Annotated in this window: 18 protein-coding genes; 8 read left to right on the top strand and 10 right to left on the bottom strand. The window is 67.7% G+C overall.

Features of this window, described 5'->3' with window-relative positions; all coding sequences use genetic code 11:
- Position 1 precedes the first annotated feature (1 nt).
- A complete protein-coding gene (locus tag AC1VNX_RS28985) occupies positions 2–919 on the top strand; it encodes a dihydrodipicolinate synthase family protein (RefSeq protein ID WP_483160997.1) in 918 nt (305 codons plus the stop codon).
- 36 nt (positions 920–955) lie between these two features.
- On the opposite strand, the gene AC1VNX_RS28980 is transcribed toward AC1VNX_RS28985, so the two are convergent.
- From AC1VNX_RS28980 to AC1VNX_RS28960, 5 genes are all read right to left on the bottom strand, one after another.
- Complete coding sequence (locus AC1VNX_RS28980) at positions 956–1,231, bottom strand: hypothetical protein (protein ID WP_483160996.1); 276 nt, start codon at positions 1,229–1,231, stop codon at positions 956–958.
- Positions 1,232–1,366: 135 nt separating this feature from the next.
- On the bottom strand, positions 1,367–1,843 hold the full coding sequence (locus AC1VNX_RS28975) for a hypothetical protein (RefSeq protein ID WP_483160995.1): 477 nt from the start codon (positions 1,841–1,843) through the stop codon (positions 1,367–1,369).
- A 68-nt stretch (positions 1,844–1,911) separates the two neighbouring features.
- Entirely contained in the window at positions 1,912–2,322 is a 411-nt protein-coding gene (locus AC1VNX_RS28970) for a hypothetical protein (RefSeq protein ID WP_483160994.1), read from the bottom strand.
- A 153-nt stretch (positions 2,323–2,475) separates the two neighbouring features.
- The gene (cphA, locus tag AC1VNX_RS28965; protein WP_483160993.1) at positions 2,476–5,043 is read right to left on the bottom strand and encodes a cyanophycin synthetase; all 2,568 of its coding nucleotides are present in this window, start codon (positions 5,041–5,043) and stop codon (positions 2,476–2,478) included.
- A gap of 40 nt (positions 5,044–5,083) precedes the next feature.
- Positions 5,084–7,327 (bottom strand): cyanophycin synthetase, encoded by a 2,244-nt coding sequence (locus AC1VNX_RS28960; protein ID WP_483160992.1) that lies wholly within the window; start codon positions 7,325–7,327, stop codon positions 5,084–5,086.
- A 139-nt stretch (positions 7,328–7,466) separates the two neighbouring features.
- Here AC1VNX_RS28960 and AC1VNX_RS28955 point away from each other — a divergent pair, with 139 nt between their 5' ends.
- Positions 7,467–9,770: a cyanophycin metabolism-associated ABC transporter gene (locus tag AC1VNX_RS28955; protein WP_483160991.1), complete on the top strand. Its 2,304-nt coding sequence runs from the start codon at positions 7,467–7,469 to the stop codon at positions 9,768–9,770.
- The gene (locus AC1VNX_RS28950; RefSeq protein ID WP_483160990.1) at positions 9,767–10,249 is read left to right on the top strand and encodes a cyanophycin metabolism-associated DUF1854 family protein; all 483 of its coding nucleotides are present in this window, start codon (positions 9,767–9,769) and stop codon (positions 10,247–10,249) included. The genes AC1VNX_RS28955 and AC1VNX_RS28950 overlap by 4 nt, the downstream gene beginning before the upstream one ends.
- 73 nt (positions 10,250–10,322) lie before the next feature.
- On the opposite strand, the gene AC1VNX_RS28945 is transcribed toward AC1VNX_RS28950, so the two are convergent.
- The 3 genes from AC1VNX_RS28945 to AC1VNX_RS28935 are packed head-to-tail and all read right to left on the bottom strand — an operon-like array spanning position 10,323 to position 14,136.
- Positions 10,323–11,033 carry a hypothetical protein gene (locus AC1VNX_RS28945; RefSeq protein WP_483160989.1) on the bottom strand — a complete coding sequence of 237 codons (711 nt, stop codon included), beginning with the start codon at positions 11,031–11,033 and terminating at the stop codon, positions 10,323–10,325.
- Positions 11,030–12,628, bottom strand: a complete 1,599-nt coding sequence (locus AC1VNX_RS28940) for an alkaline phosphatase (RefSeq protein WP_483160988.1) — start codon at positions 12,626–12,628, stop codon at positions 11,030–11,032. Before AC1VNX_RS28940 ends, AC1VNX_RS28945 begins: the two co-directional genes overlap by 4 nt.
- A 32-nt stretch (positions 12,629–12,660) precedes the next feature.
- Positions 12,661–14,136, bottom strand: a complete 1,476-nt coding sequence (locus AC1VNX_RS28935) for an alkaline phosphatase (protein ID WP_483160987.1) — start codon at positions 14,134–14,136, stop codon at positions 12,661–12,663.
- 259 nt (positions 14,137–14,395) lie between these two features.
- Here AC1VNX_RS28935 and queC point away from each other — a divergent pair, with 259 nt between their 5' ends.
- Positions 14,396–15,100: a 7-cyano-7-deazaguanine synthase QueC gene (queC, locus tag AC1VNX_RS28930; RefSeq protein WP_483160986.1), complete on the top strand. Its 705-nt coding sequence runs from the start codon at positions 14,396–14,398 to the stop codon at positions 15,098–15,100.
- Here the strand turns inward: queC and AC1VNX_RS28925 are convergent.
- Positions 15,082–16,872: an ABC transporter ATP-binding protein/permease gene (locus AC1VNX_RS28925; RefSeq protein ID WP_483160985.1), complete on the bottom strand. Its 1,791-nt coding sequence runs from the start codon at positions 16,870–16,872 to the stop codon at positions 15,082–15,084. The genes queC and AC1VNX_RS28925 overlap by 19 nt on opposite strands.
- A gap of 108 nt (positions 16,873–16,980) precedes the next feature.
- Positions 16,981–17,541 carry a phosphonate degradation HD-domain oxygenase gene (locus tag AC1VNX_RS28920; RefSeq protein WP_483160983.1) on the bottom strand — a complete coding sequence of 187 codons (561 nt, stop codon included), beginning with the start codon at positions 17,539–17,541 and terminating at the stop codon, positions 16,981–16,983.
- Between the two features lie 297 nt (positions 17,542–17,838).
- Here AC1VNX_RS28920 and AC1VNX_RS28915 point away from each other — a divergent pair, with 297 nt between their 5' ends.
- Genes AC1VNX_RS28915 through AC1VNX_RS28900 form a run of 4 tightly spaced genes read left to right on the top strand, consistent with a single transcriptional unit; the run spans position 17,839 to position 22,844 of the window.
- Positions 17,839–18,873 (top strand): putative 2-aminoethylphosphonate ABC transporter substrate-binding protein, encoded by a 1,035-nt coding sequence (locus tag AC1VNX_RS28915; protein WP_483160982.1) that lies wholly within the window; start codon positions 17,839–17,841, stop codon positions 18,871–18,873.
- Positions 18,874–18,904: 31 nt separating this feature from the next.
- On the top strand, positions 18,905–19,984 hold the full coding sequence (locus AC1VNX_RS28910) for an ABC transporter ATP-binding protein (RefSeq protein WP_483160981.1): 1,080 nt from the start codon (positions 18,905–18,907) through the stop codon (positions 19,982–19,984).
- A 2-nt stretch (positions 19,985–19,986) separates the two neighbouring features.
- Positions 19,987–21,702, top strand: a complete 1,716-nt coding sequence (locus AC1VNX_RS28905) for a putative 2-aminoethylphosphonate ABC transporter permease subunit (RefSeq protein WP_483160980.1) — start codon at positions 19,987–19,989, stop codon at positions 21,700–21,702.
- Positions 21,699–22,844, top strand: a complete 1,146-nt coding sequence (locus AC1VNX_RS28900; protein WP_483160979.1) for a TIGR03364 family FAD-dependent oxidoreductase — start codon at positions 21,699–21,701, stop codon at positions 22,842–22,844. Before AC1VNX_RS28905 ends, AC1VNX_RS28900 begins: the two co-directional genes overlap by 4 nt.

Genomic DNA, 22,844 nt, shown 5'->3' with positions numbered 1-22,844 from the left:
CATGACTCCCAGATACCGCGGCATCTTCCCGGTGGTGCCCACCACCTTCACCGAGCAGGGCGCGCTCGACATCGAAAGCCAGAAGCGCTGCGTCGACTTCATGATCGACGCGGGCTCGGACGGGCTTTGCATCCTCGCGAACTTCTCCGAGCAGTTCGTGCTCTCCGACGACGAGCGCGAAGTGCTGACCCGCAGCATCCTCGAACATGTGAAGGGCCGCGTTCCGGTGATCGTGACCACCACGCACTACAGCACCAAGGTGTGCGCCGAACGCAGCCGCCGTGCGCAGGACATGGGCGCGGCGATGCTGATGGTGATGCCGCCGTACCACGGCGCGACCTTTCGCGTACCGGAGCCGCAGATCTACGAGTTCTATGCGCGGCTGTCGGATGCGGTGAGCATTCCGATCATGATCCAGGACGCGCCGGCCAGCGGCACGGTGCTGTCGGCGCCGTTCCTTGCGCGCATGGCGAAGGAGATCGAGCAGGTGGCGTACTTCAAGATCGAGACGGCGGGCGCCGCATCGAAGCTGCGGGAGCTGATCCGCCTGGGCGGTGACGCCATCGAGGGGCCATGGGACGGCGAGGAAGCCATCACGCTGATGCCCGATCTCGACGCCGGAGCGACCGGGTCGATGACGGGGGGCGGCTATCCGGACGGCATCCGCCCGATCATCGAGGCGCACCGCTCGGGCGACCGCGACAAGGCCTTCGCGCTGTACCAGCAGTGGCTGCCGCTCATCAACTACGAGAACCGCCAGGCGGGTTTGCTGGCGTGCAAGTCGCTGATGAAGGAGGGCGGCGTGATCGCCTGCGAGGCTCCGCGCCACCCCTTGCCGGCCATGCACCCCGACACGCGTGCCGGCCTGATCGAGACCGCGAAGCGGCTCGATCCGATGGTGCTGCGCTGGGGGAGGTAGGGGAGGGAAGAGAGGGAAGGAGGAAGCGAAGGCCGCTCAGGCCTTGGCTTCGGGGGCGTCGTTCTTTTCGAGTTCGCTGACCTGCAGCGACAGATCGAAAAGCTTGGACTTGCTGGCGTAGTAGCGGTCGAGGCGCCACTCCTTCAGGATGTCCATGGCGAGCTGGAAGCTCTTGTAGTCGAGTTCGTAGAGGGTAATGAGTTCGAAGCTGCGTTCGGACTCCAGAGCCAACACGAGCTGGGCCAGGATCTTGGCCGAATCGTTGGCCGGGTCCGTTTCGATGAATCGGCGAGCGACCTTGATGGCATTCATGAGAAAGGGTTCCTCGGTGGGCAGGGACCGGGAACTATAGCTAGCATGCCGTGGGCTTTTGTGACAGAAATATGACAATAGGGGCATCGCCATCCGAGTGGAAATGGCGATGCCCCTGTGGGGAAAGACTGCTAATCAGCGCATGGGAGCCGGCATCGGCCGGGGCATGGGCATCGGTTGCGGCATGGGCTGCGGTTCCATCACAGGCGGGGGCACCGGCACCATGGTGGTGGTGACGGATTCGCGGATCAGCCCGCCGCCCATCACGCTGCCATCGACGTTGGCCGTGGTGTTGCCGCTGCTGCCGAGCACGCGGGCCTCGCAGGCTGCGCGGTCGGACGGCTGTTGCTGCAGGCCGCAGCGCGCGAGCGCGTTGGCGCGGTAGTCCGGGGCGCTGGTCAGGCCGCCGCGCGCGGCAGCCTGGCGTGCGGCGCCGGCTTCGCGGATGCAGGCCGCGCGGTCTTGCTGGTTGTGGCCGCAGACGGCCAGTTCCCGTTCGTAGGTGCCGGAGGATTCGCCGCGCTTGGGCGGGGCGGCCGACGCGGCCGTGGAAACTGCCATTGCCCCGACGGCGAGCATGGTGAAGAGCATCGAACGCGTGTTGCTTTTCATGGATGACTCCTTGAGGTGAGCTGGATAACCAGGGAGAAATTGGACTGCCCGGACAGGACCGGGTTCATTCAACGCGCGGGCACGGTCTGGGGCGGCAGGGGCGTCACGGTTTCGCGGATCACGCCGCCGCCCATCACGCTGCCTTCGGTGGTGGTGCGCGGGCCGCCCTTGATGCGGGCTTCGCAATCGGGCTGTTCCGCGGCTGGTAATTCGCTGCAGCGGGCGAGCGAGTTGACCTGCTCCCGCGCGGGGCTGGGGCTGGTGAGGCCGCCGCGCCCTGCTTCCTGGCGCGCGGCACCGGCTTCGCGCAGGCAGGCGGCACGGTCCTGCTGCACGCCGTCGCAGGTGGCGCGTTCCTTCTGCATGCGGGCATCGCTGCCCGGTGCCTGTGCGCCGGCCGTCTGCGCGCCGAAGACGATGAAGCCGCCGGCGGCGAGAACGGCCGTGGCGGAAAGAACGGAACGAAGGGTTTTTCTCATGCGGGCTCCTCTGTGAAGGCACGCCCTCCAGGAGGTGCGTGACTGGAGCCCCAGTGTGCTGTGGGAGGTGGCCGGCGGTCTGTGGGACAGCCGCACGCCGCCAACCGGGCCGGACGCGCCCCAGCGTGTGGGACATGTCCGGCAAGCGCGGCTTCAGCCTGCTGCGATCCGCTGAGCTAGGTGAGCGAGCGCTTCCTCGACCTGGTCGACCAGGATCAGCGAGAGATCGCCCGGCTGCAGGCGCGCCAGCGCGGCATCGATGGCCACGAACTCGCCGCGGATCTCGTCGATGTAGCGCGTGCGCGCCGCGCCCTGCAGGCCCTGGCGCAGCAGCGCCATGACTTCGCCGTCGGCGCGGCCGCGCTGGGCCGCGTCCTGGTAGAGGATCACGTCGTCGAAGGCTTCGCCGAGGATGGCCGTCTGGTCGCGGATGTCGGAGTCGCGCCGGTCGCCCGCGCCGCTGATGACCACCGAGCGCTTCTTCGCCGGCATGGTGTCCACGGCCGACACCAGCGCGCGCATGGCGTCGGTGTTGTGGCCGTAGTCGGCGATCACGGTCGCGCCGCGGTAGTCCATGACGTTGAAGCGCCCGGGCACGCCGGCCGCGTCGTTCATGAAGCTCGCGAGGCCGCTGCGGATGGTGTCCCAGTCGAGGCCCACGGCCCAGGCCGCGGCCACGGCGGCCATCACGTTGTCGACCTGGAAGCCGATGCTGCCGCCGCGCGTGATGGGCACGTCGCGCAGCGCGATGCGTTCGCGCCAGGAGCCTTCGGCGGCCACGAGCGTGTCCTGGTCGACGTACACGGTGCGCTTGCCCTGGGCGCGGTGCGTGGCCATCACCGGGTGCATGCGGTCGGCGGTGAAGAAGATGACGTGGCCGGGGCAGCCCGCAGCCATGGCGGCGACGTTCGGGTCGGCAGCGTTGAGCACCGCGTAGCCGTCGGGCGCCACGTTGCGCACGATCACGCGCTTGAGCACCGCGAGGTCTTCCACGGTGGTGATGTAGTTCAGGCCCAGGTGGTCGCCGCTGCCGATGTTGGTGACCACGGCCACCTGGCAGCGGTCGAAGCCGAGGCCCTCGCGCAGCACGCCGCCGCGGGCGACCTCGAACACGGCCGCGTCCACGTCGGGGTGCATCAGCACGTTGCGCGCGCTCTTGGGGCCGCTGCAGTCGCCGCTGTCGGTCTGGCGGCCGTCGACGTACACGCCGTCGGTGTTGGTCATGCCGGTGCGCAGGCCGCTCGATGCGAGCAGGTGGTTGACGAGGCGCGCGGTGGTGGTCTTGCCGTTGGTGCCGGTGACGGCCACCACGGGAATGCGGCCGTCGTCGCCGTGGGCGAAGAGAGTGTCCATCACCGCCTCGCCGACCGCGCGGCCACGGCCGAACGAAGGCGAGATGTGCATGCGCAGGCCGGGCGCGGCGTTCACTTCGACTACGCCGCCGTGCTGCTCCTCGAGCGGGCGCAGCACGTTCTCGCAGACCATGTCGACGCCGCAGATGTGCAGGCCGACCATCTGCGCCGCATCGACGGCACGTGCCGCCACTTCGGGGTGGACGGTGTCGGTCACGTCGGTGGCGGTACCGCCGGTGGACAGATTGGCGTTGTTGCGCAGCACCACGCGCTGGCCGCGCGCGGGCATGCTGTCGGGCGTGAGGCCCTGCGATTCGAGCCGGCCGATGGCGATGTCGTCCAGGCGGATCTTGGTGAGCGAGGTGGCGTGGCCCTCGCCGCGGCGCGGGTCGAGGTTCACGGTGTCGACCAGCTGGCGCACCGTGGAGCTGCCGTCGCCGATGACTTGCGGCGGATCGCGGCGCGCGGCGGCCACGAGGCGGTCGCCCACCACCAGCAGGCGGAAGTCGAAGCCAGGCAGGAATTTCTCGACCATCACCTCGCCGTAGACGGCGGCCGAGTCGTAGGCCGCGAACAGCTCATCGCGCGAGTTGATGTTGACTGTGACGCCCTTGCCCTGGTTGCCATCCTGCGGCTTCACCACGACCGGCAGGCCGATTTCGTTGGCGGCGGCCCAGCCGTCTTCTGCGCTGGTCACGGGGCGGCCCAGCGGCACCGGCACGCCGGCGGCGTTGAGCAGCTGCTTGGTCAGTTCCTTGTCCTGTGCGATCGATTCGGCCACGCCGCTGGTGCTGTCGACCTCGGCGGCCTGGATGCGGCGCTGCTTGGAACCCCAGCCGAACTGCACCAGGCTGCCGCGCGTGAGGCGGCGAAACGGAATGCCGCGTGCCACGGCGGCATCGACGATGGAGCCGGTGCTCGGGCCCAGGCGCTCGGATTCGTCGAGGTCGCGCAGTTCGGTGATGGCGGCTTCGGCGTCGAAGGGCGTGTCGTTCTGGGCGGCGACGATCAGCTCTTCGGCCAGCTCGGCGGCGCGGCGGCCCACGGCCTCCTCGCTGTACTGGAACACGACCTGGTAGACGCCTTCTTCCACGGTGGGCGAGGTGTGGCCGAAGTTGACGGCGCAGCCGGCCTGGGCCTGCAGCGCGACGGCGGCGTTTTCCAGCACGTGGGCCAGCGCCAGCGGCTGGCCCAGCACCATCGGGTGCAGTTCGCCGATGGTCGGGAAGCGGGCGCGCAGGCGGTCTTCGAAACCGCTCAGCTTGCTGATGGCGTTCTCGTCGCCCTGGCAGGCCACGACCGCCTCGATGGCGGTATGGCGGCTCCAGAGATTGGGCCCGCGAAGGGCTCGGGTGCGGGTGACTTTCATGGGCTGCGAGAGCTGGCTGCTGTCTGGCGAGGCGGAAGCCTCAGGCAAATTGAGTTTGGGGTTGGAGGGGCTGGGTCTGCGAGAGCTGCAGCGAGGCCAGCGCGGCCTGCAGGTCGGCCTCGAAGGCTTCGACGCCGGCGCCGATCAGGTTCAGCGGAATGCCCATGGCCCAGGCCGCGGCCACGGCGGCCAGCAGGCTTTCGAGGCTCACGCCGGCATGGGTGGCGCGCCACACGGTCAGCCGGCCGAGGCCCGGCAGGAACGATTCGCTGCTGCCGTTGGCCAGCACCACGCGATCCTGACGGACCAGCACCGCCTTGCCGCCGGCGGCCTGGTGCGCGGTGAGATCGGCCGCCTGCGCGTCGGCCGAATAGAGGATGACGGCACCGTCGCACAGCGGCGCGAGGCCGGCCACGCGCGGGTCGGCGGCATTCAGCACGGCCGTGCCCTCGGGCAGCACCACGTCGACCTGGGTGCGCAGCACCTTGACCATCTGGTCGCTCTCGGTGATGTCGTAGTCGGCCAGCGCTTCGCAGCCTTCGAGGTCGGTGACGATGCCGACTTCGCAGCGGTCGTACGAGAGGCCGTCGCGCAGGATGGTCCCGGCGCCGTTCTCGATCACCACGGCCTGTACGGCGCGGTTCACCAGCAGGCGGTGGCCGGCTTCCCAGTTGGCGCTGTCGCGCGCGTCGACGCGGCGGCGTTCGAGGAACAGTCCGTCGCGGCAAGCCAGGCCGGTGTGGCGCCCGCCCAGGTTGATGAGCCAGGCCACCAGGCGCGCCAGCACGGCGGTGTCGCGCGAGCCGGCCACGCCGACCACGGGAATGCGCCCGGGCGCGTCGTTGGGGAACAGGTGGTCGCAGATCGCGCGGCCCACCGGGCGCGGCGAGCCGACGGCCGGCTTCAGGTGCATCAGCAGGCCGGGGCCGGCGTTGACTTCGACGATCGCACCGCCCTGCGGGCCGAGCGGCCGGGAAATATCCTGCGCCACGAGGTCGATGCCGGCGATGTCCAGGCCCACCACGCGGGCGGCCAGCACGGCGGCATGCGCCACCTCGGGATGCACCAGGTCGGTGCAGTCGTTGGCCATGTTGCCGTTGCGCTGGATCGTGACCACGCGGCCGGCGGCCGGCACGGCGTCGGCGCTCAGGTCCTGGCGCTTGAGCTCGAGCTGCAGCTTGGCGTCGGTGTCGATCAGGATCACGTCGAGCGGGAACTCTTCCTCGGCGCCGCGGCGCGGGTCGCTGTTGAGCTGCTTGTCGATGAGCTCGCGCACGCTGGCCTGGCCGTCGCCGGTCACGGTGATGATCTCGCCGCGCGCGGCCGCCACCACCTCGCCGCCCACCACCAGCAGGCGGTGCTCGTGGCCGCGGATGAAGCGCTCGACCATCACGTCGCTGCCCTCGGGCTCGGCGACCGCGAAGGCGGCCAGGACTTCCTCGCGGGTCGTCAGCTCGAGCGAAACGCCGCGGCCGTGGTTGGCGTCCGACGGCTTCACGACCACGGGCAGGCCGATGTCCTCGGCGGCTTCCCAGGCCTCTTCGGCATTGGCGACCACCTGGCCCTCGGGCACGGGCACGCCGCAACTCGCGAGCAGGGACTTGGTCAGCTCCTTGTCGCTGGCGATCGATTCGCCGATGGCGCTGGTGTAGTCGGTCTCGGCGGTCCAGATGCGCTGCTGGTTGGCGCCGTAGCCCAGCTGCACCAGGTTGCCGCTGTTAAGCCGCATGTGGGGAATGCCGCGGTCGGTGGCGGCGGCCACGATGGCGGCGGTGCTCGGGCCGAGGTAGCAGTCTTCCACCTTGGCCTTGACCGCATCGACGGCCTTCTGCACGTCGGCGGCGGTGAACGGGTCGTTGTTGATGGCCGCCATCAGCAGGCGGTGGCCCTCGGCCAGCGCCACGCGGGCGACCTGCTCGTCACGCGCGCGGAACACCATGCGGTAGACGCCGTGCTCCGAGGTGCTGCGGGTCTGCCCGAAGCCGGTCGGCATGCCCGCCAGGTTCAGGAGTTCGATGACGACGTGCTCCAGCACGTGGCCCGACCAGGTGCCTTCGGTCAGGCGCTGGATGAAGCCGCCGCGCTCGCCGACGCCGCAGTGGTGCTCGATGAGCGCCGGCAGCAGGGTGGTCAGGCGGTCGGTGAAGCCGTCGATCTTGTTGGAGGGGAAGTCCTCGAGCTGGCCCAGGTCGAGCCAGACTTCGAGTACGGGACGGTAGGTCCAGAGGTTGGGGCCGCGCAAATAATTGATGCGCAGCAGTCGGATGTCGTCGAAACGGGTCATGCAAACGTTCGATGTGCTTTGGCCGAGCACCACGGCGCCTTCAAGCGCGCCCATGGCTATCGGTCAGAATCGGCGCCCGACCTGGGGCGCCATGACGCGGTCCAAGAGGCCCGCGACGGGCAAGAGTCAAAGAAACACAATGCAACATCACGATCCAGTCGGCACCCGGGAGGGCGAAACAGAAGCGGCATCAGCACAAGCACTGAAAAACCGCCTCGCAGTCGCGGAAAACGTTCTGGTAACACTGACGGTTGACCTCGACGACCAACTTCGCTTCGCCTCCGCATTAGTCGCCTTGACTGACCGGAGGCTGATTGCCGTCGACCCGAACGCCCAGTCCGAAGGGCAGTGGCGTGAGTGGCCGCTAACCGACGAGGCCCTGGAACTGCGCGTTTCCGACCACGCCGGCGTCGGCACCCTCGACCTCGTGGGCGCCTCGGGCCGGCTGGGCCGCTGGCGCTACACCCTGGCCGGTCAGGTCGCGGCGCTGCGGCTGATGAAGCTGTTCGGCCAGCGCATGGCGGGTGGTGTCGCCAAGGAGACACCCGAGGCCGTCGAGACCGCCGACGGCGAGGAGTCCGCCGACACCGAACTCCAGACCCCGCCCTCCACCTGGGTGCTGCTGCGCCTCGGCCGCTTCGCCAAGCCCTACCGCAAGCAGCTGATCGCAGGGTTTCTGCTGACCCTGATTTCCACCGCCGCCACGCTGGTGCCGCCGTACCTGACCATCCCGCTGATGGACGACATCCTGATCCCGTTCCAGAACGGGCAGAAGATCGACACCATGCGCGTCGGCCTGTACCTCGGCGGCCTGCTGATCGCGGCGCTGGTCGGCTGGGGGCTGGGCTGGGCGCGCACCTACCTGCTGGCGCTGGTGTCCGAGCGCATCGGCGCGGACCTGCGCACCACCACCTACGAGCACCTGCTGACCCTGCCGCTGGACTATTTCGGCGGCAAGCGCACCGGCGACCTGATGGCGCGCATCGGCTCCGAAACCGACCGCATCAACGTTTTCCTGTCTTTGCACGCGCTCGATTTTGCCAACGACGTGCTGATGATCGTGATGACCGCGGTCATTCTGATCTCCATCAACCCGCTGCTGGCCGTGGTCACTCTGGTGCCGCTGCCCTTCATCGCCTGGATGATCCACGTCGTGCGCGACCGCCTGCGCACCGGCTTCGAGAAGATCGACCGCGTCTGGTCCGAAGTGACCAACGTGCTGGCCGACACCATCCCCGGCATCCGCGTGGTGAAGGCCTTCGCGCAGGAGCGCCGCGAGGCCGAGCGCTTCCGCGTCGCCAACGTCTACAACCTGCAGGTCAACGACAAGCTCAACCGCACCTGGTCGCTGTTCACGCCGACCGTGTCGCTGCTCACCGAAATCGGCCTGCTCGTGGTCTGGGCCTTCGGCATCTGGCAGGTGGCGCGCGGCAGCATCACGGTGGGTGTGCTCACCGCATTCATCGCCTACATCGGGCGCTTCTACACCCGGCTCGACTCCATGAGCCGCATCGTCTCGGTCACGCAGAAGGCCGCGGCGGGCGCCAAGCGCATCTTCGACATCCTCGATCACGTGAGCAACGTGCCCGAACCTGCGAACCCGGTGAAGGTGGAGCGCGTGCAGGGCCGCATCGAGATGAGCGGGCTGGGCTTCCGCTACGGCTCGCGCGCGGTCATCCACGACCTCGACCTGACCATCGAGCCCGGCGAGATGATCGGCCTCGTGGGCCACAGCGGCTCGGGCAAGAGCACGCTGGTCAACCTGATCTGCCGCTTCTACGACGTGACCGACGGCGCCATCAAGGTCGACGGCACCGACATCCGCCGCTTCGCCGTGGCCGACTACCGCCGCCACGTGGGGCTGGTACTGCAGGAGCCGTTCCTGTTCTTCGGCACCATCGCGCAGAACATCGCCTACGGCAAGCCCGACGCCACGCGCGAGGAAATCGTGGCCGCCGCGCGCGCCGCGCATGCGCACGACTTCATCCTGCGCCTGCCGCATGGCTACGACTCGCTGGTGGGCGAGCGCGGGCAGGGCCTGTCGGGCGGCGAGCGCCAGCGCATCAGCATCGCGCGCGCGCTGCTCATCGACCCGCGCATCCTGATCCTCGACGAGGCGACCTCGGCCGTGGACACCGAGACCGAGAAGGAAATCCAGAAAGCGCTCGACAACCTCGTGCAGGGCCGCACCACCATCGCCATCGCGCACCGCCTGTCGACGCTGCGCAAGGCCGACCGGCTTGTGGTCATGGACCGCGGCGAGGTCGTCGAAGTCGGCCCGCACGACGCCCTGATGGCGAAGCAGGGCGCCTACTGGCGGCTCTACCAGGCGCAGCTGCGCCAGGGCGACGACGACGCGAGCGAAGGTGCCGCCGACGAGCGCGCCAACGCGCAGGCCCCGGTGGCCATCGCCCACGCAGCCCATCCCGCGGGGGACGCATGACCAGCAACACCAACAACAACGACTTTCAACTTGAGCGCGACGCTTTCGGCCACCTCGTGCTGATCAATGCGCAGGGCGAGCGCCACGTCGGCATCGTGCCCGTGCGGGCCTTTCCGCTGAGCGCGCCCGGCCACGGCATCTCGCTGGTCGGCAGTGAAGGGCGCGAGCTGGTCTGGATCGACAGCGTCGACCAGCTGCCGGCGCAGGCCCGCACGCTGCTCGAAGAAGACTTGGCAGTGCGCGACTTCGCGCCCACGCTGCTGAAGCTGCACGGTGTATCGAGCTTCGGCGTGCCCAGCACCTGGACCATCAGCACCGACCGGGGTGAAACCAGCTTCGTGCTCAAGGCCGAGGAGGACATCCGCCGGCTCGAAGGCGGCGCGCTGCTGATCGCAAGCGCGCACGGCGTGCAGTTCCGCATTCCCGATGTGAAGACGCTGGACCGGGCATCTCGGAAGCTGCTGGAGCGCTTCCTCTAGCCCGGTCTAGCCCATCTAGCCCAAAGAAAAAGAGGCCCGAAGGCCTCTTTGCGTGGAGCACCGGGGAAGCCGGTCAATCCAGCAGGTCGGAATACTCGCCGCGCTCGTAGGAGTCGGCAGTCTTCCACGGCAGCGTCTTCGGCGCCGGGATGGACGAGGCGGTCATCACGTTGAGCGACGTGCCGTGCGCGTTGCGCTGCTCGATCTTGCGGGCATAGCGGCCGACCGTGTCCCACTCGATGCGCAGCGTACTTTCGCCCTGCTGCAGCTCGTAGCGCTGCACGCCCTTGCCTGCAGTGCCAAGCGACTTCATGCGCGGCAGGCTGGCGGGGTCGATGAGCCAGTAGGCATTAGCCCACGAGCCGCCGTAGCCCACGTTCCCGTAGTTGGCCTTGTCGACTTCGATCAGCTTGCGCTGCTGGCGAAGCACCATGTTCACCAGCACCTTGCCTGCCGGATCGCGGCTCAGCCACAGCGGCGCGGCCGTGTTGTCGGCGTGCGAATGGCCGATGTGCACCTTGGCCTCGCTGGCCTCGTGGTCGTGGTCGGCGCGCAGCGCGGGCGGCAGCTCGCGTTCGATCCACACCGTGTCGGCGCGGCGGAACATCAGGTCGGCATAGCGGCTTTCGCGCTGCACGCCGTCCTTGCCGATCGTCATCACATGGTGCTGGATGCGCAGGTTCTGGTCGGGTGCTTCGGCATCGCCGGCGGCGCTGGCTGCCAGCGGAAGGACCGCGAGGGCCGTTGCCGCAAGCAGCCTCTTGAGTGCCAAGGATGCGATCACAGGCCCGCCGCTTCCTTGACCTTGTTGAACACCTTGGTGTTCTCCACGGTGCCCTTGAAGATCTTGGAACCGGCGCCGCCCGCGAACAGCATCACGTCGCCGCCGCCGTGCGTCTCGGCTCCGGGCGAACCGAGGTTGATGCCGACTTCCTGCAGGAAGTTGTCGTCGGTGGTGTCCATCGCGGTCTGGTCGTCGCGAACGGGTCCGCGCGCGGGGGCGATCCACGGTTTCTTGGAGTCTTCTGAGTTCACCTTGCTGTCATTGATCTTCTTGGCAATGCTGTCCGGCGTCGCGGTGGGGTCGTTCGCTTCTCCGTAGGAGATCGAACCGGGCCGGCCACCGTTGCCGAACACCAGCGTGGTGTAGGGGTTGCCATCCGCAGCCTTCGCGAGCTTGCCGTCGGCGTAGCTGTTGACCTTGCCGAGGATCGGATTGCCGATCTTCGGATAGCCGTTGAAGGCGATCGCGTGGTCATGGTCGGCGGTGACCACCACCAGAGTGTTCTTCAGGCCCGGGTCCTTCTTGTTCATGAAGTCGAGCGCGGTCTGGATGGCCGTGTCGAAGGCCAGCGTGTCTTCCAGCGCGCGCTTGGCGTTGGTGCCGTGCAGCGCGTGGTCGATGCGGCCGCCTTCCACCATCAGGAAGAAGCCCTTGTCGTTCTTGCTGAGCACGCCGAGCGCCTTCTCGGTCATGTCCGACAGGCTGGGCTGGTCGAGGAGCGGCTGCTTGACGCGGTCGAGCTCGTAGGCCATCTCGCTCGACGAGAACAAGCCCAGCAGCTTGCCCGTGGCAGCCGTGTCGACCGCCTTAAGCTTGGTGCCGGTGTCTACATATGTGTAACCCTTGGCCGTCATTGCGGTCACGAGGTTCACGCCGTCGGTGCGCTTGCTGCTCGACAAGACAGAGACCGGCAGGTAATTGCGCTGGCCGCCGCCGAGCAGCACGTCCACGCCGTCGAGCAGCTTGGGGTTGTAGTTGGCATGGCCCGGCACGCTCTGCTCGGCAATGGTGTTGTAGCCATTGCGGTTGCAGATGTGCGCATAGGTCGTTGCCGGCGTGGCATGGCCGACGCGCGTGGTCGATACCGCGCCCACCGAGCGGCCCTTGGCCTTGGCGAGTTCAAGCAGCGTGTCGACGGCCTTGCCGTTGGTGGGCGGGCAGGTCGTGTCGTCGCTGTTGCCGTTGATGTACTGCTTGCCGGTGCTATCCACCGCAGTGGTGTCGCTGGACATCGAGATGACTTCGTTGCGCATCTTCACGCCGGTCATGTAGGCGGCCATCGAGGGCGCGCTGTCGGTGGTCTGGCCGTCGAGCGAGAAGGTCTTCACGCGCGCGGCGTAGGGCAGCGACTGCATGACGAGGTTGGCGCGCTCGGGGCTCACCAGCGAGCCGGGCTGGGCGGCCAGCTGCTTCTCGCCCTTGTAGATGCGCGCGGCGGTCACGGTGACCGGGCCCATGCCGTCGCCGAGGAAGAAGATGACGTTCTTGGCTTCGCCGGCGGCGTGCGCGGTGCCGGCCAGGGTGCCGGCGGCGGTGCAGACGAGGGCGGCGGCCAGGCGGGTGTTGCGGGTGATGCGGTTCATGGTCGTGTTCATGGTTGTGTTCGTCGATGAGCGCTCGCTGCCCTTCACAGGCCGACCGCCTTCTTGATGAGGCCGAACACGTCGGTGTTGGTGATCACGCCGGAGAAGTTGTCGGCGCCCAGGCCCTGGGCACCGAGGAACACGTCGGCGCCGCCGTGGGTTTCGGAATCGCTGGCCGCATCCATCGGCACCACGGCTTCCTGCCTGTAGTCCTTGCTCTCCAGCTCGGCGTCGGAGATCGGGCCGCGGGTGGCGAGGCGGCGCGGGCCGTTGCCGAAACCGATGATGGTGTAGGGGTTGCCGTCCACGTCCTTGCTGGTCTTGCTGGTGTCGACGTAGTCCTTCACGAGGCCCAGCACGCCGGGCTTGCCGGCTTCGGTCTTGCCGGTACGCGCGGCGTAGCCGTTGAGCTGCAGCGTGTGGTCGTGGTCGGCCGTGACCACCACCAGCGTGTTCTTCAGGCCCGGGTCGATGGCCTGCATCTTGTCGAGCGCGAGCTTGATGGCGTCGTCGAAGGCACCAGTGTCTTGCAGCGCGCGGCGGGCGTTGGTGGCGTGCAGGGCGTGGTCGATGCGCCCGCCTTCCACCATCAGGAAGAAGCCCTTCTTGCGCGCGGCCAGCGCGTCGATGGCCTTGCCGGTCATCTCGGCCAGGCTCGGCTCCTTGGTGGCGTCGCGGTCGAGGTCGTACGCCATGTGGCTCTTGGTGAAGAGGCCGGCGATCTTGGTGGCGCCGTCGGCCGGCAGCTTGTCGAACTCGGTCTTGTTCGCGGCGAAGCTGTACTTCGCGGCCTTCAGCTCGGCGATGAGGTTGCGCTTGTCGTTGCGCTTGCCGCCGTCTTCCTTGGCGGTGAAGTAGTCGGTGCCGCCGCCGAAGAACACGTCGACGCCGTCGCCCAGCTTGCCGTTGTAGCCGGCGCCGCCCGGCACGAGCGCGGCGGCGATGGTGTTCTCGGCGTCGCGGTGACACACGTGCGAGTACGTGGCGGCGGGCGTGGCGTGGGTGATGCGGGTGGTGGTGACCACGCCGGTTGCGTAGCCCTTGGCCTTGCTCTGCTCCAGCAGTGTTTCAACGGCCTGGCCGTTGCCCGAGGGGCAGGTGCTGTCGAAGTTGACGTGGTAGACCTTGCCCGAGGCGTCGGTGGCCTTGGTCTCGGCGCTCATCGAGATGACTTCGTTGTTCATCTTCACGCCGGTCATGTAGGCCGACATGGAGGGCGCGCTGTCGGTGACCTGGGCGTCGTTCGAATAGGTGTGGACGAAGGCCGTTTCGGGCAGCGTGTCCATCGTGAGGTCACCGTCTTCGCCGACCTTGTAGATGCGCGCGGCGGTCATGGTGGTGATGCCCATGCCGTCGCCCAGGAAGAACAGGACGTTCCTGGGTGCCTGCGCCGTCGGCGGGGGCGTGGTGGTCGAGGGTGGAATGAACGGCAGCACGATGCCGTTGTTGTTGCTGCCGCCGCAAGCGGACAGCAAAAGCGAGACGCCCAGCAGCGCTGGGGCAATGAAGCGTTGGGTCATGATTCCCTCGGGTGGTTGTTTGACCGGTGCACCGGGCGTGCACCATTTCTGGAGGTGAAATCTAAAGACGTCAGATGACCCGGCCGTGACGAGTTGAAAGCCGAATGAAAGTTCGCTGATCCCTCGGAAATAAATGCCCGGACTGTCTTCGGCATTTCATGTGCGTCGGGCAGGCGGCGCGGCGAACTACGGCAGTTGCGCGAAGCTGACGGAAAATCGCCTATTTGGACTACGGCGGCATGCACCGCCGCCGACGGATATGCCCCTGCACACCACCGCCCTCGTTCTGTTCTCCGGCGGCCAGGATTCGACCACCTGCCTCGCCGATGCGCTCTCGAAGTACCAGCGCGTCGAAACCCTGGGCTTCGACTACGGGCAGCGCCACCGCGTCGAGCTCGACGTGCGCGGCACCATCCTCGCGAAGATGCGCGAGCGCTTTCCCGACTGGGCGCCGCGCCTGGGCGAAGACCACGTGCTCACGCTCGCAGCGCTGGCGCAGCTCGGGGGCTCGTCGCTGACCGAGGAGGTCGCCTTCGCGATGCAGGCCGACGGCCTGCCCAACACCTTCGTACCCGGGCGCAACCTGCTGTTTCTCACGCTCGCGGGCGCGCTGGCCTACAGGCGCGGGCTGCAGGTGATCGTCACCGGCGTCTGCGAAACCGACTTCTCGGGCTACCCGGACTGCCGCGACGACACCATGAAGGCCATGCAGCTCGCGCTGTCGCTCGGGCTGGAGCGCCGCCTCGTCATCGAGACGCCGCTCATGTGGATCGACAAGGCCGAGACCTGGCAGCTGGCGCACCGCCTGGGCGGCAAGCCGCTGGTCGACCTGATCGTCGACGAGACGCACACTTGCTACCTGGGCGACCGCGTGCACCGCCAGGACTGGGGCTACGGCTGCGGCGAATGCCCCGCCTGCGAGCTGCGCAGGAAGGGCTGGGAGCGCTACGCCGCGGCGGGCTGAACCGCCGAGGTGTTCAGGCGGTAGCGCGCGCCGCCTTCCTTTCCTTCTTCCTGCGGCACCAGCGTCCAGCGCTGGTTGTGGAAGTCGCCCACCGCCGCGCGGTGCGCTATCGAAACCATCGCGCCGCCCGCCGCCTTCACCGTGTCCGCGAGGCGCTTGTAGAGCACGCTCTCGGCGTGCGCGTCGAGCGCGCTCGTGACCTCGTCGGCGAAGAGCCACGCCGGTTTCTTCAGCAGCACCCGGGCGATGGCCAGCCGCTGCTGCTCGCCGCCCGAAAGCTTCTGGCTCCAGGCGTCGCTGTCGTCGAGACGGTTCACCAGCTCGGGGAGCAGGGCGTCGTCCAGGGCCTGGCGCAACTGGTCGTCGCTGAAGTTCGCGGCCGGGTTGGGATAGGTCAGCGCGTCGCGCAGCTTGCCGTCGGGTACGTAGGGACGCTGCGGCATGAACGCGACGTTCTCGGGCATCTCCAGCTTGCCCTTGGAGAAGGGCCAGATGCCGGCGAAGGAGCGGAAGAGGGTCGACTTGCCGCTGCCGGAAGGACCTTGCAGCAGGACGCTGTCGCCGGGCTTCACGGAGAGCGCTGCGGCTGCGAGGAGAGGGATGCCGTTGGGGAGGGCGACGGCGAGGTCGTCGGTGTGCAGGTTCTCCGATGGCGCACGCTCTAGTGCGTCGCTGCGGGCCGCGTGGGCAACCATGCCGTCGTCGAAGCTGGTCAGACGGTCGGTGGTGGCGCGCCATTCGGCCACGCCGTTGTAGTTGTCGACGAACCAGCTGAGCGATTCCTGCACCTTGCCGAAGGCGGAGCCGATCTGCATCAGGTGCCCGAGCTGGAATGCACCGCCGAAGTACTGCTGCGCCGCGACGATGAACGGAAAGATCACCGCCGCCTGCCCGAAGAACGAGGTGAAGGTGACGAGGTTCTTCTGCTGCTTGATCAGCAGCAGATAGTTGCGCAGCACGTCGCCGAAGCGCAGGTCGAGTTGGCCGCGCTCGACCTTCTCGCCATGGTCCAGCGCGATGGCTTCGCTGTACTCGCGCACTCGCACAAGGTGGTGCCGGAAATCGGCCTCGTAGCGCTGCTGCTTGAAGTTGAGCCCGATCAGCGGGCGGCCGATGAAATGCGTGACGACGGTGCCCACGATGGAGTACCCAAGCGCCAGCCAGACCATCGCGCCGACGATCTGGTAGGTCGTGCCGCCGGCGGTGAACGAGAAGTTGCCCGACAGCGTCCAGAGCAGTCCGATGAAGCTCATGAGCGTGACGACCGCGTTCAGCAGGCCCATCGACAGCGTCATCGTGGCGCTGGTGAAGAGCTGCATGTCTTCCTGGATACGCTGGTCGGGGTTGTCCGGCGCGTGGCCGTCCTTGTTGGTGTAGCGCGCGAGTTCCAGGTGATAGAAGGTGCGGTCCGCCATCCAGCGCGACATGTAGCTGCGCGTCATCCATGTGCGCCAGCGCAGCTGCAGCAGCTGCGTGATGTAGAACTTGAGCACCTGCACCGCGATGTTGAAGAAGGCGATCCAGCCGAACACCCGCACCTCGCGCCAGAAGGCCACCACGTCCTTGTTCTGCAGCGCGTCGTAGAAACGCCCGTACCACTGGTTGCCGAGCACGGCCACATATACATAGAAGAGATTGAGGGCAACGATCGCAATCAGCATCGCGCGGGCCCGCCATTTCTCCTCTGATTTGAAATAAGGCGCCGCGAGCCTGAAAACGCGGTGCAGAACCTCGATGAACGAGCCAGCGCGAGCTGTGACTGTTAGAGACATTCGGGTTTCCTCGCAGGCGCTCGCGCGCCGGTCATAGTGAGGAGACCATCGTAGACAAATGTTTCTTAAACCGGCCTGAAACCGGCTCCGGCCCTCGAAAAGGGCCCGTCAGCGCAACAGCACCCGCGCGGCTGTCGTCAGGAAGTGGGCCAGCGGCGGCGTCTGCAGGCCCTTGATCTTCGCTTCCTCGTCCCATAGCCGCAGCCGCACCGCGTCGCCGGCCCACTGGTGGGTGGCGAAGCGCTCGGCGGCTTCGGCGTCCATCGCGCCGCCCTGCAGAGCAAGGCTGCGCACGGAATCGGGAGAAAGCCTGGAGAAATAGTCGGGCTGTGTGGCACACAGGTAGCGCTTGGCGTCCACATGCAGCCGGATCGGCTCGCGCACTTCGACGTCGAAGGCGCCGCGCAGCAAGGGCAGGGCGATGTACTGGTGCCGGTCGTCGATGCCCAGCTGGGTAGGAGAGTGCGAAAGCGTCTGGTGCTCGGCGATCAGCAGGTGGCCCAGGTCATGCAGCAGCGCGGCCGTGACCAGCGAATCGCTCGCGCCGGCCTGCTCGGCGAGCCAGGCGCATTGCAGCGCATGTTCCAGCTGCGACACGGGCTCGCCCGCGTACGCGATTCCGCCGCGTTCGGCGAACAGGCGGGCGATCTCGGCGAGGTCGAGTGTCATGGAAGTGAAGCGGAACGAGCGACGCGAAAACACAGGGCAATAAGTCCGCGAGTCTGCCGTGGCGCGGTGACAGGTGGATGACGAGGCCGTTGCAAGGCGGCCTGCGGTTGTCGATCTCTAGCCCGTTTTTGGGGATTTGGGTTTTTTTGAGGCATCTGACAAATCACTGTCACATGCCGCTGCCAGCATCGCCCCCATTCGTCGCCGAGTGGAGTTTGCGTACTTTCGCTTGCCCGTTCGTGGTTCCGCCTGGCCTCCCTTCTTTCCCTCCACTTTCTTTTCCCAAGGAACCTCCCCATGCTGCTTCGTTCCATCCGCTGGGCCGCCATGCCCGCCGCCCTGCTCTCGCTGGCCTTCGCCGCATCGGCCCAGGGCCGCACCGAACTGCTGGTCTACACCGCGCTCGAAGCCGACCAGGTGCAGGCCTACAAGGCCGCGTTCGAAAAGGAGAACCCGAGCATCGAACTGAAGTTCGTGCGCGACTCGACCGGTATCGTCACCGCCAAGCTGCTCGCCGAAAAGGCCAACCCGCAGGCCGACGTGGTGTGGGGCCTGGCCGCCACCTCGCTGATGCTGCTCGACAAGGAAGGCATGCTCCAGCCCTACGCGCCCAAGGGCCTGGACGCCATCAAGGCCAACATGCGCGATCCGGCCAACCCGCCCAAGTGGGTGGGCATGGACGTGTGGTCGTCGGCCATCTGCTTCAACACCGCCGAAGCCCAGAAGAAGAGCCTGCCCAAGCCCACCAGCTGGGCCGACCTGACCAACCCCGTCTACAAGGGCCAGATCACCATGCCCAACCCGGCCGCCTCGGGCACGGGCTACCTGATGGTGTCGGGCTGGATCCAGATGATGGGTGAGGAGAAGGCGTGGAAGTACATGGACGCGCTGCACCAGAACATCGGCATCTACAGCCAGTCGGGCAGCAAGCCCTGCCGCCAGGCCGGCGCCGGCGAGTTCGCGCTGGGCATGTCCTTCGAATACCGCGCCAACAAGACCAAGCGCGACGGCGCTCCCATCGACATCGTGCTGCCCAAGGAAGGCCTGGGCTGGGACATGGAAGCCACCGGCATCATGAAGACCAGCAAGAAGCAGGACGCCGCCAAGGCGCTCGCCGACTGGGCCGTGACCAAGCAGGCCAACGAGCTGTATGCCAAGAACTTCGCCGTGCTCGCGCTGCCGGGCGTGCAGGAGAAGCTCGAGTTCGTGCCGGGCGACGTCGAAAAGCTGCTGGCCAAGAACGACTTCAACTGGGCTGCCGCCAACCGCGAGCGCATCCTGACGGAATGGTCGAAGCGCTACGAATCGAAGTCGGAAAAGAAGCCGCTTTGATCCTGTCGTTGAAGCCAAGCAGTACCCGGTCATGACGAGCAGCAGCTTTCTTTCCCTTCGCGGCATCGGCAAGTCCTTTGGCGCCACACGCGTGCTCGACGGCATCGATCTCGACATCGAGCCCGGCGAGTTCGTGTGCCTGCTCGGCCCCTCGGGCTGCGGCAAGACCACGCTGCTGCGCATCGTCTGCGGCATCGAGCGTGCCGACAGCGGCCAGATCCTGCTCGGCGGCCAGGACATCGCGGGCCTGCCGCCCGCGGCGCGCGGCTTCGGGGTGGTGTTCCAGTCGTACGCGCTGTTTCCCAACCTGACGGCCGCGCAGAACATCGCCTACGGCCTGCATCCGACCGGCGCGCTGGCCCGCGAGATGGCCAAGCGCTCGCGCGAGATGCTCGACCTCGTCGGGCTGGCCGCGCATGCCGACAAGTACCCGGTGCAGCTCTCGGGCGGCCAGCAGCAGCGCATCGCACTGGCGCGCGCGCTGGCGCCCAACCCGCGCCTGCTGCTGCTGGACGAGCCGCTCTCCGCGCTCGACGCGCAGGTGCGCGCCACGCTGCGCAGCGAAATCCGCGCGCTGCAGAAGCGCCTGGGCATCGTCACCATCATGGTCACGCACGACCAGGAAGAAGCCCTCTCGATGGCCGACCGCGTGGTGCTCATGCACAACGGCCGCATCGAGCAGGCCGGCACGCCCGACGAGCTCTATCGCCAGCCGCGCACCCGCTTCGTGGCGGGCTTCGTGGGCCGCATGAACATGCTGCCCGCCACCGTGCTGGCCGACGGCAAGGTGCGCGTGCGCGACAGCGAGCTGCTGTGCGCGCCCGGCAACCTCAGCATCGGCTCGCAGGCCACGGTGGGCATCCGCCCCGAGCACGTGGTGGTGAAGCGCTTCGGCACCGAGCTCGGCGCCAACAGCTTCGTTGCGCGCCTGCTCGACACCGAGTTCTTCGGCAACCGTACCTCCGCCCGGCTGGCCTGCGAGCCGCTGGGCATCGAGATCGAAGCAGAGCTGCCCGCCGACGCCCGCAGCGGCGGCGACGAGCCGCTGGTGCCAAGCAGCATGGTGCACATCCAGCTGCCATTGGACGCGCTTTCAGTCCTGGCGCATTGAGCATGAGCAGTTCTCCCGACGCCATCGCCGCAGCGCCGGTGATGGCGACGCGCCGTACCGGGTTCGACCGCGAGCGCTGGCTGACCGGCGCGGCCGTGCTGCTGGTCGTGCTGCTGCTGGTGGTGATCGTCGCGCTGCCGGTCGGCGCGCTGGTCGGCCAGAGCTTCTTCGACCGCGAGGGCGCCTTCGTGGGCCTCGCCAACTTCGCTCGCTACTTCGAGAACCCCGCGCTGGTGCAGTCCGCATTCAACAGCGTGGGGCTCGCGGCGATCAGCGCCGTGATCTGCACCGGCATCGCCTATGTCTATGCCTACGGGCTTACGTTGTCGTGCATGCCGGCCAAGGGCCTGCTGCGCGCGGTGGCGCTGATGCCGCTGCTCGCACCCTCGCTGCTGCCTGCGATCAGCCTCGTCTACCTGTTCGGCAACCAGGGCCTGTTCAAGGGGCTGCTGGGCGACCTTTCCATCTACGGCCCGCTGGGCATCGTGCTCGGCTCGGTGTTCTGGACGCTGCCGCATGCGCTGCTGATCCTCACCACCGCCATGGCCACCTCCGACGGCCGGCTCTACGAGGCGGCGCAGACGCTGGGCGCCTCGCGCTGGCGCATCTTCCGCACGGTGACGGTGCCGTCCTCGCGCTACGGCCTCATCGTGGCGGCGATGGTGGTGTTCGTGCTGGTGGTCACCGACTTCGGCGTGCCGAAGGTGGTGGGCGGCCAGACGGGCGTGCTCGCCACCGACATCTACAAGCAGGTGGTTGGCCAGCAGAACTTCCAGATGGGCGCGGTGGTCGGCCTCGTGCTGCTGATACCCGCCGTGCTGTCCTTCATCGTGGAGCGCCACGTGCGCGGCAAGCAGGCGGCGGCGCTCTCGGCGCGCGCCACGCCCTACCAGCCCGAGCCCGTGAAGTCGCGCGACCGCGCGCTGCTGGCGTTCTGTGTGCTGACGGCCCTCGCCATCCTCGTGATGATCGGCATGGCGGTGTTCGCATCGCTGGCCACCTACTGGCCGTACAACCTCGTGCCGTCGTTCAAGAACTACGACTTCAGCAACATGGACGGCGGCGGCTGGGGCAGCTACTTCAACTCGTTGCGCATGGCCGTGTGCGCGGCGGTGGCGGGCGCGCTCGTCACCTTCGTGTCGGCCTACTTCGTCGAGAAGCCGCGCCATTTCGGCCTGCTGCGCGAGCTGCTCAACCTGCTGGCCAACCTGCCGCTCGCGGTGCCGGGGCTGGTGTTGGGGGTGGGCTACATCTTCTTCTTCATCTCGCCGTCGAACCCGCTGCGTGCCATCTACGGCAGCATGACCATCCTCGTGGTGTGCACGGTGGCGCACTTCTTCTCGGTGGCGCACCTGACTTCGCTCACGGCGCTGCGCCAGCTCGACCGCGAGTACGAACTGGTGTCGGAGTCGATGGGCGTGCCGTTCTGGCGCACGCTGTGGCGCGTTCACCTGCCGGTGGCGCTGCCCACCGTGCTCAACGTGGGCGGCTACTTCTTCGTGAACGCGATGACCACGGTGTCTGCCGTCGTGTTCCTCTATTCACCGCAGACCACGCTCGCCGCCATCGCCGTGCTCAACATGGACGACGCCGGCGACGTCGCACCCGCCGCCGCCATGGCCTCGCTGATCATGCTCACCGCCGCCATCGGCCGGGGCCTGTTCGCGCTGGCGGGGCATTGGGCAATAAAGCGCACCCAGGCCTGGAGACATCGTTGACAAGCGCAACCCCGCGAGCAAAGAACTCCGACAGCTTCGACCTCATCGTGGTCGGCGCCGGCATCGTCGGCCTGGCCCATGCCTACACCGCCGCGCAGCGCGGCCTCAAGGTCTGCGTGATCGAACGCGACACCGCTGCCATCGGCGCGTCGATCCGCAACTTCGGCTTCATCACCATCACCGGCCAGGCACCGGGCGACATGTGGCGCCGCGCCATGCATGCGCGCGGCGTGTGGAACGAAGTCGCGCCGCAGGCCGGCATCGAGATCGTGCACCGCAACCTGTGGCTCGCGGCCTATCGCCCCGAGGCGCACGACGTGCTCGAAGCCTTCATGCGCACGCCGATGGGCAAGGGCTGCGAGCTGCTCTATGCCGCCGACGCACAGGCCAAGGCGCCCGCATTGAGCCTCGCCGATGCGCACTCCGTGCTTTTCAGCCCGCACGAGTTGCGCGTCGAGTCGCGCACCGCCATCGGCCTGCTCACGAAGTGGCTGGCCGAGGCGCACGGCGTGACCTTCCGCTTCGGCGAAGCCGTGCACGAAGTCGAAGCTCCACGCGTGCGTACCTCGCGCGGCACGCTGCACGCCGAGCGCGTGGTGGTCTGCACCAACACCGACCTGCACGGCCTCTTCGCCGATCGCATCGCCGCGCAAGAGCTCACGCTGTGCCGCCTGCAGATGCTGCGCGTGAAGCCCGAGGCAGGGTTCCGCCTGCCGGGCTCGGTGATGATGGACCTGAGCCTCGTGCGCTACGAGGGCTACAGCACGCTGCCCAAAGCCGCCGCGCTGCGCGCGCGCCTCGAGCAGGAAGAGACCGCGTCGCTCGCGCATGGCATCCACCTGATCGTGGTGCAGAGCGCCGACGGCTCGCTGGTGGTCGGCGACTCGCATCACTACGCCGACGCGCCCGAGCCCTTCGCGATGGAGGAGGTCGACCAGCTCATCCTGCGCCACCTGCGCAGCACGCTGAACCTCGAAACCGCGCAGGTCACCGAGCGCTGGACCGGCGTGTACCCGTCGTCGAAGACCACGCCCTGCCTGATCGACGCGCCCGACGATGCCACGCGGCTGGTGCTGGTCACCAGCGGCAGTGGCGCGAGCACTGGCTTCGGCATCGCGCACGACGTCTTCAGCGCATGGTGA

This window comes from Variovorax sp. TLI9-5A (genome assembly GCF_056867935.1).
Note: the sequence above shows the minus strand (reverse complement) of the source record. Positions and strands in the feature narration are given on the sequence as shown.